Source organism: Gillisia sp. Hel1_33_143 (assembly GCF_900104765.1).
Taxonomy (GTDB): Bacteria; Bacteroidota; Bacteroidia; order Flavobacteriales; family Flavobacteriaceae; genus Gillisia.
This window is the reverse complement of record NZ_LT629737.1, coordinates 1,081,150-1,098,345: the sequence shown is the minus strand read 5'-3', so window position 1 is coordinate 1,098,345 and position 17,196 is coordinate 1,081,150. Positions and strand designations below refer to the sequence as shown.

General features: G+C 34.9%; 15 protein-coding genes. 7 read left to right on the top strand and 8 right to left on the bottom strand.

What is annotated here, in order from left to right:
- Positions 1–6 precede the first annotated feature (6 nt).
- The 7 genes from BLT84_RS04870 to BLT84_RS04840 form a co-directional block, all read right to left on the bottom strand.
- Positions 7–1,083 (bottom strand): PA0069 family radical SAM protein, encoded by a 1,077-nt coding sequence (locus tag BLT84_RS04870; protein WP_091268025.1) that lies wholly within the window; start codon positions 1,081–1,083, stop codon positions 7–9.
- Positions 1,084–1,152: 69 nt separating this feature from the next.
- Positions 1,153–1,935, bottom strand: a complete 783-nt coding sequence (locus BLT84_RS04865) for an enoyl-CoA hydratase/isomerase family protein (RefSeq protein WP_091263297.1) — start codon at positions 1,933–1,935, stop codon at positions 1,153–1,155.
- A 6-nt stretch (positions 1,936–1,941) separates the two neighbouring features.
- A complete protein-coding gene (locus tag BLT84_RS04860) occupies positions 1,942–3,396 on the bottom strand; it encodes a sensor histidine kinase (RefSeq protein WP_091263296.1) in 1,455 nt (484 codons plus the stop codon).
- A 46-nt stretch (positions 3,397–3,442) separates the two neighbouring features.
- Positions 3,443–3,991: a CopD family protein gene (locus BLT84_RS04855; protein WP_091268022.1), complete on the bottom strand. Its 549-nt coding sequence runs from the start codon at positions 3,989–3,991 to the stop codon at positions 3,443–3,445.
- Positions 3,992–4,072: 81 nt separating this feature from the next.
- Positions 4,073–5,431, bottom strand: coding sequence for an MATE family efflux transporter (locus tag BLT84_RS04850; RefSeq protein ID WP_034887022.1), 1,359 nt, complete (start codon positions 5,429–5,431; stop codon positions 4,073–4,075).
- Positions 5,431–6,465, bottom strand: a complete 1,035-nt coding sequence (hemH, locus tag BLT84_RS04845; RefSeq protein WP_091263294.1) for a ferrochelatase — start codon at positions 6,463–6,465, stop codon at positions 5,431–5,433. The genes BLT84_RS04850 and hemH overlap by 1 nt, the downstream gene beginning before the upstream one ends.
- Positions 6,466–6,568: 103 nt before the next feature.
- Positions 6,569–7,480 (bottom strand): AraC family transcriptional regulator, encoded by a 912-nt coding sequence (locus tag BLT84_RS04840; RefSeq protein ID WP_091263292.1) that lies wholly within the window; start codon positions 7,478–7,480, stop codon positions 6,569–6,571.
- Positions 7,481–7,680: 200 nt separating this feature from the next.
- Here BLT84_RS04840 and hemA point away from each other — a divergent pair, with 200 nt between their 5' ends.
- Genes hemA through hemF form a run of 7 tightly spaced genes read left to right on the top strand, consistent with a single transcriptional unit; the run spans position 7,681 to position 13,447 of the window.
- On the top strand, positions 7,681–8,937 hold the full coding sequence (hemA, locus tag BLT84_RS04835; RefSeq protein WP_091263290.1) for a glutamyl-tRNA reductase: 1,257 nt from the start codon (positions 7,681–7,683) through the stop codon (positions 8,935–8,937).
- Complete coding sequence (gene hemC / locus BLT84_RS04830) at positions 8,934–9,845, top strand: hydroxymethylbilane synthase (RefSeq protein WP_091263288.1); 912 nt, start codon at positions 8,934–8,936, stop codon at positions 9,843–9,845. Before hemA ends, hemC begins: the two co-directional genes overlap by 4 nt.
- A gap of 6 nt (positions 9,846–9,851) precedes the next feature.
- The gene (locus tag BLT84_RS04825; RefSeq protein ID WP_091263286.1) at positions 9,852–10,514 is read left to right on the top strand and encodes a uroporphyrinogen-III synthase; all 663 of its coding nucleotides are present in this window, start codon (positions 9,852–9,854) and stop codon (positions 10,512–10,514) included.
- A gap of 50 nt (positions 10,515–10,564) precedes the next feature.
- Positions 10,565–11,599: a uroporphyrinogen decarboxylase gene (gene hemE, locus BLT84_RS04820; protein ID WP_091263265.1), complete on the top strand. Its 1,035-nt coding sequence runs from the start codon at positions 10,565–10,567 to the stop codon at positions 11,597–11,599.
- A gap of 9 nt (positions 11,600–11,608) precedes the next feature.
- Positions 11,609–12,004 (top strand): hypothetical protein, encoded by a 396-nt coding sequence (locus BLT84_RS04815; protein WP_091263263.1) that lies wholly within the window; start codon positions 11,609–11,611, stop codon positions 12,002–12,004.
- Positions 12,004–12,555 carry a GNAT family N-acetyltransferase gene (locus tag BLT84_RS04810; protein WP_091263260.1) on the top strand — a complete coding sequence of 184 codons (552 nt, stop codon included), beginning with the start codon at positions 12,004–12,006 and terminating at the stop codon, positions 12,553–12,555. Before BLT84_RS04815 ends, BLT84_RS04810 begins: the two co-directional genes overlap by 1 nt.
- Complete coding sequence (gene hemF, locus BLT84_RS04805) at positions 12,545–13,447, top strand: oxygen-dependent coproporphyrinogen oxidase (protein WP_091263258.1); 903 nt, start codon at positions 12,545–12,547, stop codon at positions 13,445–13,447. The genes BLT84_RS04810 and hemF overlap by 11 nt, the downstream gene beginning before the upstream one ends.
- Before the next feature lie 141 nt (positions 13,448–13,588).
- On the opposite strand, the gene BLT84_RS04800 is transcribed toward hemF, so the two are convergent.
- Entirely contained in the window at positions 13,589–17,194 is a 3,606-nt protein-coding gene (locus BLT84_RS04800; protein ID WP_091263256.1) for an ABC transporter permease/M1 family aminopeptidase, read from the bottom strand.
- Between the last annotated feature and the right edge of the window lie 2 nt (positions 17,195–17,196).

Sequence of the window (17,196 nt, the reverse complement as noted above, 5' to 3'; positions counted from 1 at the left end):
TAAAATTTAAAATAAACTCATTTGACCCGATTTGTATTGTGCGTGAAGTTCACAATTCAATTCGGGTTTTATTCTGCCAAATAAATACTTTTTTCTGGCGATCTTAAACTGTTGAGACACTTGCTTTGCTATATTTCCGGAACCTTTCATTCTTCTTCCGAAGTTGCTATCGTTCAAATTCCCACCATGACATTCAGCAATAAGATGTAAAACCTTATCTGCTCTATCTGGCATAGTTTTCTGAATCCAATCTGTAAAAATTCCTCCAATAGCACCGTTCAATCTAACCATAGTATAACCAACACCTAAAGCTCCACGCTCTGCAATTTCTTTTACCAAGGGTAACACCTCATGGGAGTTGATGCCCGGAATAATTGGAGCCATCATTACACTGGTGGGAATATTATCCTTCGAAAGCAATTCTAAGGTTTCTAACCTTTTTTTAACCGAGGCTGTTCTTGGTTCTAGCAATCTTCTAACATTTTCATCTAAACTAGTAATGGAAAGATTTACATGAATGAGATTATCTTGAGCGAGCTCTTTTAGAATATCAATATCTCGTTGGATCAAAGCATTTTTTGTGATAATACCTACCGGATGTTTGTATTTTAGAAATGTTCGAAGCAGTTGTCTGGTCATCTCGAGTTTCTTCTCTATTGGCTGATAACAATCTGTATTTCCGGAAAGCACAATTGGAGCAGCTTCCCATCTTTTACTCTGCAATTTCTTTTCTAAAAGATCCACTGCGTTTCTTTTTACCAAGATCTTTTGTTCAAAATCTATCCCGGCACTGTATCCCCAATATTCATGAGAATTTCTTGCATAACAATACACACAGCCATGTTCACAACCTTGATATGGATTCAAAGAAAATCCCATTCCCACATCTGGGCTGGTTACTTTATTCACCACTGTTTTTGGAAAGGTATCTATTAGAACTGTTTTGGAGTTAGAAGCTTCATCTCCCTCCAATGCACAATAATTTAAAAAGTCATCTCTAAATTCATGACTCTGAGCATCAAACCTATTATGCACATTCTTTTGAGCTCCTCGTCCTCTTATATAATCATTCTCTCCCGACATAAAACAAAAATATGGCATAATTCCCAATTTTAGGATTCTTTCCATATTTAATTTTATTGATTGAAAGATTTATTTTCTAGGAAAATCTGCTTTTCTTTTATTTAGAAAGGCAGAAGTTCCTTCTTTAAAATCTTCTGTCCCGAAGCTTCTTCCAAACTCTTCGATCTCTATTTCGAAACCATTTACTCCATCTTCAAAATTAGCATTTACAGCCTTAATAGCTGCAGAGATGGCTACCAATGAGTTTTTCATGATCTTATTCGCTAATTTTTCAGCAAAATCTAGCAACTCGTCTTGAGGGCATACGTGATTCACCAAATTATATTGCAGAGCTTGCGTAGCATCTATCATTCCGGCAGTCATGATCATTTCCATGGCGCGACCTTTACCAACTAACTGAGGTAATCTTTGCGTTCCTCCATATCCCGGGATCAATCCAAGAGAAACTTCCGGCAATCCCATTTTTGCATTATCGCTGGCAATTCTAAAATGTGCTGCCATTGCCAATTCTAATCCACCTCCAAGCGCAAAACCATTTACCGCTGCAATTACTGGTTTTGGAAAATTCGCAACATAATCAAATAATTTTGCCTGTCCCTGTGCTGCAAGTTCTCCTCCTTCTTCCGTAGAAAAATCTGAAAATTCACTAATGTCTGCTCCTGCAACAAAGGCTTTCTCTCCGCTACCGGTTAAAATGATAACCTTAACGTCGTTATCTTCTCTAGCATCTGCAAAAGCTTCATGAAGTTCGCTAATGGTCTCTTTATTAAGTGCGTTTAATTTTGAAGGTCTATTGATAGTTATCTGTAGAATTCCTTCGTGAAGTTCTGATAAAATGTTTTCAAATGTCATACTTACTTATTTTGGAAATCGGACTGTAAAGATAGTCCCTTTATTTTTGTTTGATTCAAAATTGATGCTTCCGCCATAGGTCTCTACAATATTCTTCACCATAGCAAGACCTAATCCCATACCACTAGATTTGGTGGTAAATTTAGGCTCGAACACCTTGTCTTTATTTTCTTCTGAAATACCTACACCATTGTCTAAGACAGAAACTTTTACAGAAGTTTCTTCTTCTTCCACCTCCACCAATATCTTCGGATCTTTTACATCTTGTAAAGCTTGAGTAGCATTTTTCACCAAATTGGTAATCACTCTAATAAGCTGAGTTCTATCAAATTTAACCAGAATTTCTTCTTTCTCTGAAGAGAATTGTATGTAATTTTCATTGAAGATGTCTAATGCTAACTTAACTGTTTTTGGAACATTTAGAATTTCATTTTGTTGCGCCGGCATTTTGGCAAAATTTGAAAAGGCCGAAGCAATAGCGCTCATGGTATCTATTTGATGAATTAAGGTTTCGCTATATTCATTCAATTTCATGATCACATTAGGGTCTTTAGGGTTAAAATTTCGTTGAAAACTTTGAACTGTGAGTCGCATTGGAGTTAATGGATTTTTGATCTCATGCGCTACTTGCTTAGCCATTTCTCGCCAAGCCTGTTCTCGCTCTCCGGTAGCCAGTTTCACAGCACTTTCTTCCAACTCGTCTATCATACTATTATAAGCAGATACCAGGGTATAGATCTCTTCAGAAACGTTCTCTATCTGTATCTTTTGATTTCGCTTATCCAGCCTGGTTTCTATGATCTTTTCTGAAACTATTTTCAAAGATTTTGTAATGTATTTGGAAAGGAAATAAGACATCAAAATAGCTGCCAACAACATAAATAGATAAACTTCGCCCAACTTCATTAAAAAGTCGTTTAGATCTTTTTGTAATACCTCATCATCTTGCAGATAAGGAAGGTATAAAATGGCTAAAGGTTTAAATTGATTGTCGTGGATGTAGGTATAAGAAGATTGTGATTTTTGTCCGTTGATCTCAGATTTCTTCAAGAATCTCTTGGTAGGAGACGTTTCTAAATTTTGAATGATCTGCTTTGGGATCTGCACATTTGTAGTATCTCTAAAAAATGATTCGTTAGATTTTATAAGAAGTCTTCCTGTGAGATCATAAATATTAAGCTGCATTTCATGCACCTGAGACATCTCATAGATCTTATCGCGTTCCTTTAAGATCACCGGAATATTTTCTGTGCTTACCACATGGGTGGTTTTATCCAGAACAAATTTTATGTTCTCTCTAATAGCTTGTTCTTTACGCTCTAACCTTTCTTTATGATAGGCTTCAGATTCTTGTGTATATTGATAAACAGTAACGCCGGCAATAAGTATAGAAGCCCCTAACACCAACAAGATCATAGAAATGAAAATTCTGTTTCTTAAGGAGAGCTTAAATATCTTCATATATTATTTAGGTAGTTTTGCCATAAATATCAATTATCACACCAGATTAGGCATTCGGATTTTTAGAACGAATTCGCTTATACAATTTGATTCCGAGCATTAGCAGTATCCCTAATAATATTATTCCTATTACACCATAGATCCAGTTTACGGCATCTCTTACAATTACCAAAAAGATCACTGCAAATAAAATTATCGTAGTACCTTCATTCCAGATTCGCATTTGGTTCGAAGTCCATTTTACAACGTTATTTTGAAGCTCTTTATAGATAAGATGACATTTAAAATGATATATATAAAGCAACACTACAAAGCCAAGTTTTACATGCATCCAAGGTTGTTGCAGCCATCCAGGCATAAGATATAGCATCCAAAAAGCGAATAAACTCGCTAATATAGCGGAAGGCCAAGTTATGATGAACCATAATCTTTTAGTCATCAATTTCAACTGATCTACTAAAATAGTTCTTTTAGGTTCTGCTTCTTGAGCGGCTTCAATATGATAAACAAATAATCTTGGAATGTAGAATAATCCTGCAAACCAGGTTATAACAAAAATTAAATGTAAAGATTTAATGTAGTTGTAATATTCTATCACAGACTTAATTTTTCAAGGTTTATGGATCGTTCACTTGAGCGCTTAGCAAATATAACTAATTGTGAAGAGTGAAGTAATTCAATTAATAACTTCTGCTGGTTTTAGTTTATTTCTAATCTCCTTATTTAAGAACAATCCAGTAACCACTGTAGATAGGAAATCTGCAATAGGAAATGAGATCCAAACACCAATCTCTCCAAAATAATTAGGGAGAATAAGTACCAACGGAATAAAGAAAAATCCTTGTCTGGATAGGGTTAATAATAAAGCCGGAATGGCTTTGCCTATAGCTTGAAAATACGCAGAACCAATTAATTGTAAAGCGATGATCGGCACTGCAGCAAATACCCATCTCATGGCTTGTGGTGTATCTGAAAGTACAGCTGGATTATCTGTAAATACGCTCACAATTTCTTCTGCAAACGTCATAATTCCCGCAAAAACTAAGATACCTAAAAGTGTAGCGTAAAGAATTGCTGTATTTATACTCTTTTTTACTCTGGCAAAATTCTCTGCCCCATAATTATATCCGGCAATTGGTAAAAAGCCTTGTGTTACTCCTAGTACCGGAAAAAGCGCAAACATTAGCATTCTCCCAATAATAGCATAAACCGTAACAGAATCTTCTCCCCCAATATCAAATAAAATATTGTTCATTAATAAATAAGTAATACTTACTACGGCTTGTCTAGCAAGAGTTACAAAACCCAAGGAGGCAGTTTCCTTTAAAATATTCCAATTAAAACCAAGATGACTTAATGAGATTTTTAATTCAGAATTATTAGACAAGAAAAACCAAACTACATACGCAAAACAACACATATAAGAAGCTGTGGTTGCCCATGCTGCACCCATCATTCCTAGATCCATTATATTTATCAATATATAATCTAGTACAAGATTTCCTACAGAAGGTATGATCATGGCCACCATGGCAAATTTCGGCTTCCCTTCAGCTCTAATTACATTATTACCCATCATACAGAGTGCGAGAAATGGCACGCCATATAAAACAATGGTATAATAGATCTTCGCAGGCTCAAAAATATCGCCTTTCCCACCAAAAGCAGGTATAATGGAGTCTCTGAAGAGGAGCCCCACAGCTACCATAACAATTGTTAAAATAAGAGTAAGACTAATTTGATTTCCAAAGGTCTTAAGAGCTTTTTTGTGATTATTCGCACCTAACGCTCTCGAAATAATAGAGGATCCACCAATCCCGATAGCCATCCCTAAAGCAGCGATGAAGAACGAAACCGGCAAGACCACATTAATAGCAGCAATTGCTATAGATCCTATCCAGTTACCAACAAAAATGGTATCTACAAGAATATTTAAAGACATAACCAGAATTCCAATAGATGCAGGTACTGCCTGCCTAATAAGTAATTTCCCTATTGGTTCATTACCCAAAGCTTTAGAATTCAGATTTGCCATTATGCTTCTACAGGTTTAGCATACGCCCATTCGTCTATCCATCTAGATAATACTTTTACCCAATCTTCTCTGTCATTTAGACAAGGAACCACGGTGAATTTTTCTCCACCAACTTCGTGAAAGATCTCTTCCCCTTCCATAGCGATCTCTTCCAAAGTTTCTAAACAGTCACTAACAAAAGCGGGAGTTACAATGGCAAGATTTTTCATGCCTTGTTTTCCAAAACGTTCTATGGTTCTATCGGTGTAAGGTTGTAACCATGGGTCGAATCCTAATCTAGACTGAAAGGAAACGCTATAAGTATTCTCTTTTAATTCAAGATATTCTGCAACCAGCCTTGTAGTTTCATAACATTGGTGGCGATAACAAAATTGATGTGCAGAAGAAGCGGTCTTGCAACAAGAACCATCTATCTGACAATGAGACTTCGTAATATCGCTTTTTCTTATATGCCTTTCCGGAACTCCGTGATAAGAAAATAGTAAATGTTCAAATTTTACATCTTTCAGCTTTTCCGAGATGCTTTCAGCCAACACTCTAATATAATCTGGGTGATTATAAAAAGCAGGAATAGAAGTGAATTTCATTTCAGGAAAGAATTCTCTTCTCAACTCTTCTGCCAATACCAAAATAGTTTCTGTAGTAGCCATTGCAAATTGAGGGTACAAAGGAAATATAAGCACCTCATCTACTCCTTGATCATGCAATTCTTGCAAACCAGATTTAATGTTTGGCGTACCATAACGCATGGCAAGCACAATTGGTAATGAGGTAAAATCCTCTATCTTATCTCTTAATCTTTCAGAAAGCACAATAAGAGGCGAACCTTCATCCCACCAGATCTTTTGATAAGCGGCTGCAGATTTTTTAGGACGTGTGTTCAGAACAATTCCTTTAACCAAGAGCGTTCTTGCCCATAATGGAACATCGATCACTCGTTCATCCATTAAAAATTCACCTAAATATTTCTTTACGTCTTTCGGGTCGGTACTATCTGGAGAACCCAGATTAACCAAGAGTACACCTTTACTCATTCTTTATTCTTTTTCAGCAATTTTTCCTGACCTAAAATTACTACTATTATTGTTGATATAAATTCACTTATAGAAGTTTTGACCAATTACAGCATCACCAAAATCAATTCTTGATATTTGTGGGTAGCGATAAAGACATGATATACTTCTTTGGAGTGGTTCCAAATTTCTTTTTAAAGGCAGCGATAAAGTGACTGGATGTGCTATAACCTACTTTTAACCCAACTTCATTCACATTAAAATCGCCAGAATCTAAAAGTTTACGTGCAAATTCCATTTTATAATCAAATAGAAAGCTGTAGACAGAATCTCCATAGATCTGCTTAAAACCTTCTTTCAGTTTTTTAAGACTCAAGCCAATTTCATCAGATAATTCCTGAAGTGTTGGCGGTTCTGCCATTCTAGCAATAATAATATCTTTCGCCTTTCTGATCTTCAGTACATTCACTTCATCCACCAGAAACGGGCACTGCTCTATGTTTGCATCTTCAGTTCTATTAAAATGAAGACTTAATAACTCATACGCTTTCGCCTTAAAATATAAAGATTTGATAGAAGGCATTAAATTGAAATTCATCAACTGATTCAAAACAATTGCCATAGAAGGCGAAATATCGCCATCTTTATAATATTTCTTATCTCTGTTCTCACTACTTAAAAACGGAATATATCCTGCTTCTTGAGAAAACAGCGAGTGGAATTTTTTAATGGAGATCACCAAAGAGATCAACCACGAATTTGGAAATAATTCCACATTTAAAGGAAGGTCTTGCTGCGGATTGTAAAGCAACAAAGAATTCTCTTCTCCCAGTGGTAATTGGTAGTTCCCTTTATTGAACAAAAACTTGCTTTGCCCTTTTACACAGAAGTGAAACTGAATAAAACTACTATCTATCTCACGAGTAAAATTTACAGAATCTGGAGTTTCGTTCTGAAACTTCAGAATGAAAAAACCCTCTTCAATTTTAGTCTCATCTACAAACCCTCCAGCGATATTTTTCTGTTCTGATGTCATCTTTCCAAAATTGTTTTTATTTAGAATCAGTCTAAACTAATGGTTCCAAAACGATTGATACTACTACAAAAATAGCCAAAATCCGGTCAAAATATGTCAAATAGGTGACAATTATCATCTATCGACACATTTAGTACCTACAGCGTTGTATTTTGATTTATGTATATGTTATTTTTGCTTCAGAATTCCCAAACAGTTTCATGGAGAACTATCATATTTCAAGAGGAAAACATTTTTACATCATAGGCTTAAGTTATAAAAAGGCTGATGCAGACATTCGAGGACACTTTAGTTTGTCTGAAGAAGGAAAGCAAAATTTACTTGAAGACGCTAAAGAAGAAGGTATTGATGGATTAATAGTAACCTCCACCTGCAATAGAACCGAACTTTACGGTTTTGCTCAACACCCTTATCAACTTATCAAGTTATTATGTGAACACACACATGGTACTGTAGAGGAGTTTGAGAAAGTTGCCTACGTTTATAAAAATAAAGATGCCATCTCACACATGTTTAATGTGGGAACAGGATTAGATAGCCAGATCTTAGGAGATTTTGAGATCATCAGTCAGTTAAGAAATGCATTTGTAAGCTCTAAGAAAGTTGGAGTTGCAAATCCATTTTTAGAAAGATTGATAAACGCGGTGATTCAGGCAAGCAAAAGAATTAAGAACGAAACCCGCATTTCTTCTGGAGCCACTTCAGTAAGTTTTGCTTCGGTACAATATATTTTAAAGGAAGTTGAAAATGTTTCTAATAAGAACATTTTGCTTTTTGGAACAGGGAAAATAGGTAGAAATACTTGTGAAAACCTTGTAAAACACACCAAGAACAACAATATTACCCTTATTAACAGAACTAAGGATAAGGCAGAGAGAATTGCCGGAAAGTTCAATTTAACGGTAAAAGATTATGCAGATCTTCAGTCTGAAATTAGACAGGCAGATATCTTGATTGTTGCTACAGGCGCTCAAAACGCTACTGTTTCTAAGGAATTGATCTATGCTAAAAAGGAATTATTGATCTTAGATCTTTCTATTCCGAAGAACGTTGCAGATGATGTGTTGGAACTTGAAAATGTAAAATTGATACATTTAGATCATCTTTCTCAAATGACAGATGAAACGCTGGAACGCAGAAAACAATTTATTCCGCAAGCCAGAGAAATTATAGCTGAAGTAGAAGGAGATTTTAATAAGTGGCTTGAAACACGCAAATTTGCCCCAACTATTAAAGCCTTGAAGAAAAAGTTGAGAACCATGAAAGATGCTGAACTGGATTTTCAACGTAAAAAGATCACAGATTTCAATGATGAACAAGCTGAAATTGTGAGCAACCGCATCATTCAAAAAATAATGAATCATTTTGCCAATCACCTTAAAGATGATTCTAACACTACAGATGAAAGTTTAGAACTCATCCAAAAAATGTTTCATCTGGAAGAGGCCGCAAAATGAATAAAGTAATTAGAATTGGAACCAGAGATAGCGAACTAGCACTTTGGCAAGCTAAAACCGTTCAAGCTGCATTAGAACATTTTGGACATGAAACCGAGCTAGTCCCTGTAAAATCTACCGGAGATCTAAACCTAGATCAGCCGCTTTACGAAATGGGAATTACCGGGATCTTTACCAAAACATTGGATATCGCCATGTTAACCGATAAGATTGACATTGCCGTTCACTCCATGAAAGATGTTCCTACCGCGCTACCAATAGGAATTGTAGAAGCCGCGGTTCTTAAAAGGGCTAATTCTAAAGATATTTTACTTCATAAAGGAGTTAAATTTTTGGAAGGTGATGGAACCATTGCTACGGGAAGTTTAAGAAGAAAAGCCCAATGGTTAAATAAATACCCTACCCATAACGTGGTAGATCTTCGCGGGAACGTGAATACCAGAATGCAAAAATTGGAAGATAATGATTGGGACGGGGCAATTTTTGCTGCTGCCGGACTAGAGCGCATCAACCTCACTCCAAAAAATCATATAGATCTTAACTGGATGTTACCTGCTCCTGCTCAAGGTGCTATGTTGGTGGTAGCAAAAGAGGAAGATGATATTTGCCGAGAAGCTGTTTCTGCTCTAAACCATAGAGCATCGGAAATTTGCGTACATGTAGAAAGAGAATTCTTAAAAGAATTGGAAGGAGGATGTACCGCACCAATTGGAGCTTCGGCAGTAATTATAGACAATAACCTTCATTTTAAAGGCGCTTTATTCAGTTTAGATGGAAGTCAGAAAATTGAAGTTGAGAACAATATTTCAGTAACTAATTTGAAAGATTTTGGAAAACGTTGCGCTCAGGAAATTTTGAGCAATGGAGGAAGAGAATTGATGAGCGAGATCAAGAAAGTGCTTAAATAGTAGTTGATGGTTAGCGTACTATCTACCAAAAAATTAAGTTCTTCTCAAAAGAACTTATTATTGAATTCGGGTATTGGTTTGGTAGAATATGATGCGATAAAGATCGATTTTATCGATTTTGAAACAAAGATTAATTCAGAAGATAATCTCATCTTTACCAGTAAAAATGGAGTGAAAGCCTTTTTGGACAACTATAAATCAACCGTACTTCCAGAAAATCTCCATATTTTTTGTGTTGGGACAAAGACCAAAGAATACTTAGAAAGCCAGAAATGGGAAGTTCTTGAATTTGCTGATTATAGTAAAGATCTTTCTGAGATCATCGTGAGAAAATACGCCGACAGAAATTTCAAATTCTTTTGTGGAACTTCTAGAAGAGATGAACTTCCATCAGTTTTAAAGGAAAAAAATATTTCGCTAGAGGAAATTGAAGTGTATACCACAGGTTTAAATAAGAAAAATTTCGATCAGGATTTTGATGGCATTATGTTCTTTAGCCCAAGCGGCATAGAAAGTTATTTAAATTTGAATGAACTTAATGTTGAAACTTGCTTTTGTATAGGCAAAACAACCGCTTCAGCAATAAAAAATAAGAATATACCAATAGTACTTGCAACTACACCTTCTATAGAAAATGTAATTGTTCAGGTGGTAAAACATTATAAATAAACGTCATTCTTTGTAAGACCTCAGGGCGAAAGGATTAACGCACTTAAGATATGACACAGATTAAAAACGACTTATTTCTAAAAGCATTAAAAGGTGAAACCGTAGAAAGACCTCCGGTTTGGATGATGCGTCAGGCAGGTAGATATTTGCCAGATTTCATGAAATTGAAAGCGAAGTACGATTTCTTTACCAGATGCAGAACTCCAGAACTTGCAACAGAGATCACCGTAATGCCAATTCACCAAATAGGTACAGATGCCGCCATACTTTTTAGCGATATTTTGGTGGTACCGCAAGCAATGAATATTGAAGTGGAAATGAAACCGGGTGTAGGCCCATGGTTACCAAATCCTGTAAGAACGAGTGCAGATGTAGAAAAAGTAATTGTACCAGATGTACATGAAACTTTAGGATATGTGATGGATGCTATAAAAATGACCAAGCAAGCACTTAATGATGAAGTGCCGTTAATTGGTTTTGCCGGTTCTCCATGGACTATTTTATGTTACGCAGTACAAGGGCAAGGTTCTAAGAATTTTGACATAGCAAAAAAATTCTGTTTTTCTAATCCTGTTGCTGCTCATACATTACTTCAAAAAATAACAGATACTACTATTGCGTATTTAAAAGCTAAAGTTGAAGCTGGCGTAGATGCCGTACAGATCTTTGATTCTTGGGGAGGAATGCTTTCTCCAACAGATTATCAAGAATTTTCATGGAAATACATTCAGCAGATCATAGATGCTTTAAAAGATATAACGCCTGTTATTGCATTTGGAAAAGGATGTTGGTTCGCATATAACGAAATGTCTAAATCTGGAGCTTCAGCTTTAGGTGTAGATTGGACCTGTTCTGCAAGAAATGCTCGTTATTTAACCGGTGGAAATATCACTTTACAAGGTAATTTTGATCCTTCAAGATTATATTCGCCACCAGCACAGATCAAGAAAATGGTGCACCAAATGATTGATGAATTTGGGAAAGACAGATACATCGTGAATCTTGGACACGGAATCTTACCAGATATTCCTGTAGAAAATGCGCGTGCTTTTGTTGATGCGGTAAAGGAGTATCCTTCAAAATAATTAAGCTACATGTTAAGCAAAGGACTTAGAGACGAAGAAAAAAAGAAGATCGATGATGCCTTTATTGCGATGTTGGATATTGAGTTTGTGCCTAATCTTTGGGAAAATGAACAGCGAAATAAGTTGAATGAAAAACTGCAGGCAATTTTAAATTTCACTTTGGATGATATTGAAATTATGAATTCTGAAGCTTTAATGGAAAGATTAAAGGCTGCCGATTTTGAATTTCAACATTACGAGCAATTTGGAGATCTTATGTTAAGAGCTATTCCTTTTGAACGTGAAGAAAAAGAATCTTTACTTGCTACTCACACTGCAGCAGTTTATGAAACCGCTCAAAAAGAAAGCAAAACTTTCTCATTTGGACTTATTCAAAAGATCGATAACGCCAAAGCATTAATATAATGAGCATTACAAGCTGGAAAATAGAAAAATTACATTCGGCAAGACCATCAGAATTTTTCCGGCTTATTCTTAAAAATAAAGAATATATACATCCCACCTTCCCCGTAACGGTTTCTTCTTGTGAAACATTATGGAAAACAAAAAGTTTTTTCTCTGATAGTAAAAAGCTTAAAAAACAGGGAAAAGGGGAGTATTTTGTTTTAAAAGAAGAGAAAACAGAAACCTTAATTGGATACTTTCAGATTAAGAATATCTCTCAAAAAATTGGTAGATGTGAATTTGCTTATTTTGTAGATCAAGATTTTCAAGATCAGGGGATTGTTTCAGAATTAGTTTCAAAAATGATCATTTTCGCTTTTAATGAGTTGGAAATGGAAAAAGTAGTAATCTGTACTTCCAAAGAAAATCAGGGCAGCCAGCAAATTGCAATCAAAAATAATTTTCAGCAAGAAGGAGTCTTAAGAAATGAATTTAAGAATTATCTGGGGCAACTGGAAGATGTAGTCTACTTCGGACTTTTAAAATCTGATTATCAAAAGCATGAAAAATAAATTTTATCAATATATAGAAGGGCTTCAAGACAAGATTGTTGCCGGATTAGAACAAATTGATGGAGAAGCCAAATTTCAGGAAGATCTTTGGGAACGCGAAGAAGGCGGTGGCGGAAGAACTCGAGTGATAGAAAACGGAGCCGTTTTTGAAAAAGGCGGAGTCAATATTTCTGCAGTTCATGGCCCTTTGGCTCCTGCAATGCAAAAATATTTCAACGTTGGAGAGGTAGATTTTTTTGCTTGTGGTTTAAGCTTAGTGATACATCCAAAAAACCCAATGGTGCCTACCGTGCATGCAAATTGGAGGTATTTTGAAATGTATGATAAACAAGGAAATGTGATAGATCAATGGTTTGGTGGCGGACAAGATCTTACGCCATATTATTTGTTTGAAGAAGACGCCAAACATTTTCATGAAGTTTGTAAACGCTCTTGCGATAGACATAACCCAACATTCTATCCGGAATACAAGCAGAAATGTGATGAATATTTCTGGAATTCTCATAGAGATGAAGCCAGAGGAATTGGAGGTTTATTCTTTGACTATTGTAAAGCTTCCAAAGAAATGAATATTGAAGATTGGTATAATTTTGTGACTGAAGTTGGAGATAGCTTTTTAGATGCTTACGTACCAATTGTCGAAAATAGAAAAGAGTTGCCTTATACCAAAGAGAATAAAGATTGGCAGGAAATTAGACGCGGGCGTTATGTGGAGTTCAATCTGGTGCATGATAAAGGCACTTTGTTCGGATTAAAGACCAACGGAAGAATTGAAAGTATTTTAATGAGTTTACCCCCACACGTGCAATGGGTTTACGATCATCATCCAGAACCGGGCAGTGAAGAAGCGATCTTGCTGAATGTACTGGAACATCCTAAAGATTGGATATAAGCTGAAGATAATTTTATTAAAAAGCCTTTCATTCCTACCTTAAAAAGTAAGATTGAAAGGCTTTAGTGTTTACAGAATCTTATACAAGTTTTAATATAAAAACTTCTCGACAGCGCTCGAACTGACCGTGAAGTTTTCTACCTATTCTTCAATAGATTTTAAATTATCTCCTGAGTTTCTATCTATCAATTTATTGTAAGGGTCTATCCCTGCTTTTAAAGGCTTTTTATCGGTAGTAATTGTGAATTTATTATCTCCTAGTTTTAACCATTTTAACTCAAAATAGTAAGGATCTTTAATAGTAACTTCTTCCTCATTCACTACATCTTCCCCAAACAAACCAATATCTACAAGGTTCTTCTTAGTATCTATTTCTCTCTCCCTTCCGGCATCATCATAATAGATCTTTTTAGAGTTCACGGTAAAAGTAGTTTCCCACTTTCCTGATTTCAGCTTTTTAGTATTAGCATCTACCACACGGTTTTCATAAAGCACGATCTCTTTAAAACCATCTTTCACTTTGTATTTAAGAGAATCTGGCGCTACTTTATATAATGCATTATAAAGATCTTCTGATGTGGCATAATAGCCTTTTTCATTATATTTAAATTCATCTAAAAAGCTACGTAAACCTTCGTTTATCTTATCTTCTCCAATTACATCCTGTAGATCATACATGACCATAGAGCCTTTTTCATAAAAAATATACTGTCCGGTTTCTACATCAATTAAGGTACGCTCAGGTTTAAAACTCATTTTTCTACCAGATAAATAGGTGTCTAATGAACTTTGCAAGAACGATTTGATCCCATTTTCTCCATATTCCTTTTTCATGGTCATTAATGAAACATATTCTGATAAGGTTTCAGAAATAATATTGGCTCCAGAGGTGTTACTCGGGGTTACAATATGCCCCCACCATTGATGCGCCATTTCATGAGAAGTGACTCTAAACGCATAATTATAATCTTCTGCTTTTGAGAAATCTGCAACAAAACCGAAGTTTTCAGAATAAGGGATAGTAGTTGCAAAAGACTGGGCAAGGGTAGTATATGCAGGAAATTCTATAATTCTAATAACTGAATAAGGATATTCAAAGAAGTTTTTAGAGTTATAATCTAAAGAGGTCTTGATCCCTTTTATAAAATATTTCAAATTCTTAGTATGTTTAGGAGAATGATAGACCTCAATATTTACTTTTTTGCCAATAGGTGCGGTCCAAATATCTTTTTCGATCTTATAATTTGCAGATACAAAACTGAAAAAATAATCTGTTTTCCCTTCTAACTTATAATTAAAATAACTTCGGTCTTTCTCTTCCCATGTTTTAGTAAGAACACCGGGAGCAACAGTAATTTGACCCTTAGAAGTACTTACTGTAGCTTCAAAAGTCATATAATTTGCATCCTCATTAAATAGATTCTGTTTCAGCGCAACACTATCTGTTCTAGGTGGGTTTATATAATCTAGCGCTTTTAACCCATTCTTTATACGAACCCCATTATCAAACAATCTTCGCTCATAGTGAAACGATGGAAAAATTCCATTTCTAAAGAATGTTCCATTACCTAATATTGCTGTTTCACTATCTGCAGAGAAGCCTTTTGTTATGGCGCTTGTTTCAATTACTAGCGATGCTGTTTCTTTTGGTTGTAACGATGCAGGCAATTTATACATGAATAAACGATACAAACTGTCTTTTAAAAATGGTTGAAGTTCCACATCATTATAGAGCACCTTAGTAATTTTGGTATCTGCAATAGGAAAACTTACTTCCATTAAAAGCGTATCTATAGCTACTTCAAAATTATTAATCACTTTAAATTCTCCCTTAGCTTCTACACTTCTATCTTCAGGGAAAATATCTATAAAGGCTTTAAGATCTGTTACCTGAATATGAGGTTTACCTATATATTTCACATATTTCATTTCTGCATCTGCACTTATTTTCTCCCCATAATTACCATCTTCTAGCTGATTTAAAACTTTTAGATTATAGTAACTATAAGCACCTACAGAGATAAACGCAAGTACAAAGAAAACTGTATATGCAACAGTTCTACCTGTAAATCTTTGTTTTGCCATAAACAAGCGTTCTTTACCCGAAGAGAAAAATCCACGGTTCCAAAAGAGTTTACCTATAACAGCTAGAATACATGTTAATAAGATCCAATAAGAATTCAGCCAAAAACTTCCTACCAAGTAATGTCCGAAACCGTTTAGATCACTCAAAAATCCACCAGGAGTTGAACCAAAAATTAATAAAGGATTGGAAGTTTTAAAAGCCAAAGCCAGCAAAATTGGTAATCCCACATAAAGAATGACCACTATAAAATGACCTAAAAACTTATTATTGACCAATACATGAATGAAAAATGACAATAACACTATCATTATAAAACCAGGTAAAACATTCACCAAATTATAGGTGAAATACATTCCAAGTTCATAATTAAAATATCCATTAATGGTTTGATAAATAACTCCAACTAAAATACTTATTAGAGTAAGTAAAATTGAAACTCCAATAAGCGAAATTATTTTTGAAAGATATAAGGTGCTATTACTTACCGGTAGGGCATCATAAAATTCAAAAGTCTTATTTTGTCTTGTTCTATGCACAGCTTCTCCAGAATAGATAATCAAGATTATTATAGAGAGTAATGAAATTCCTACAGAGATCTGAGCCACCATAAATCGAGTTAATGGCAATGATGGTGTACCATATAATTGATTAGGTTGATAGGCGGTAAAACCGGCGATTAGAACTCCAATTACCAATAAAATTATAAAAGCGGTTTCCCTAACTATAGAAAGAAATTCTATCTTACTTAAAGACCATAAATTTTCTCTTCTTGCTTTGCTGGTAAATCCTTGAACAAATGTTGGAAGTGTATGACTCTCTTTATATTCTTCTTTACTTTCGTTGGTACTGTTCTTCTTTTTTGAAGCTAAAAAACCTTTGTATGAAAATTGGAATAACGTAAAAACGAAGATACCTATTGCTAATCCTAGCCAAATCAATCTATTTATTAAGAATTTTCCTGTTAGCGAAAGTTGTGTAGTATTAAGTTCATGTACAGACCAGTATTTGTCTATAAAACCTTGAGCTTTGGCACCAAAAGGATCTACATATATACTCAGCCATTCTGTATCTAAATTTGTTAGAAGTCGAGATGAAATATTGATCAATATAAAGATTGCAATTCCACCAAGATATAAGATTGGCATCTTTTTAAAGAAGGTCATTAATCCAAAAAATAAACTTCCTATAAAAAAAGCATTGAAGGTTAAAAAGTAAAAAAATGGATAGAAATAAGAAGCAAAATTAAATGCTGTATAGGTCCCATAATCTGGTCTTTCTAAGAAAGCTCCCAATCCAAAACCGCACATTGCGCCAATTACTACTGCAATATTTATAAAAGTAACTATAGTAAAACTTCCCCAAAATCTACCTAAAATATAATTCTTTTCGGAGACAGGAAATGTAAAATAGGTTTGTGCTGTTTTATGATCTTCATCTCTATAAACTGCAACTCCCATAATTGCAGCATAAAAGAAAAGCAAGAAAACACTCATTGTACCTATAACTCCCATAATGATATTTGGGCTGTTGGTGTATTGTGCTGTGATAGACTTTTCAAATACCGCAATTAATAACGGAATTAAAAAAGCTATAAATAGGTAGATATAGGTTGCGGGTCTGCGCATTCTATATTTTAGCTCAAATAAATAGATCTCTTTCATAA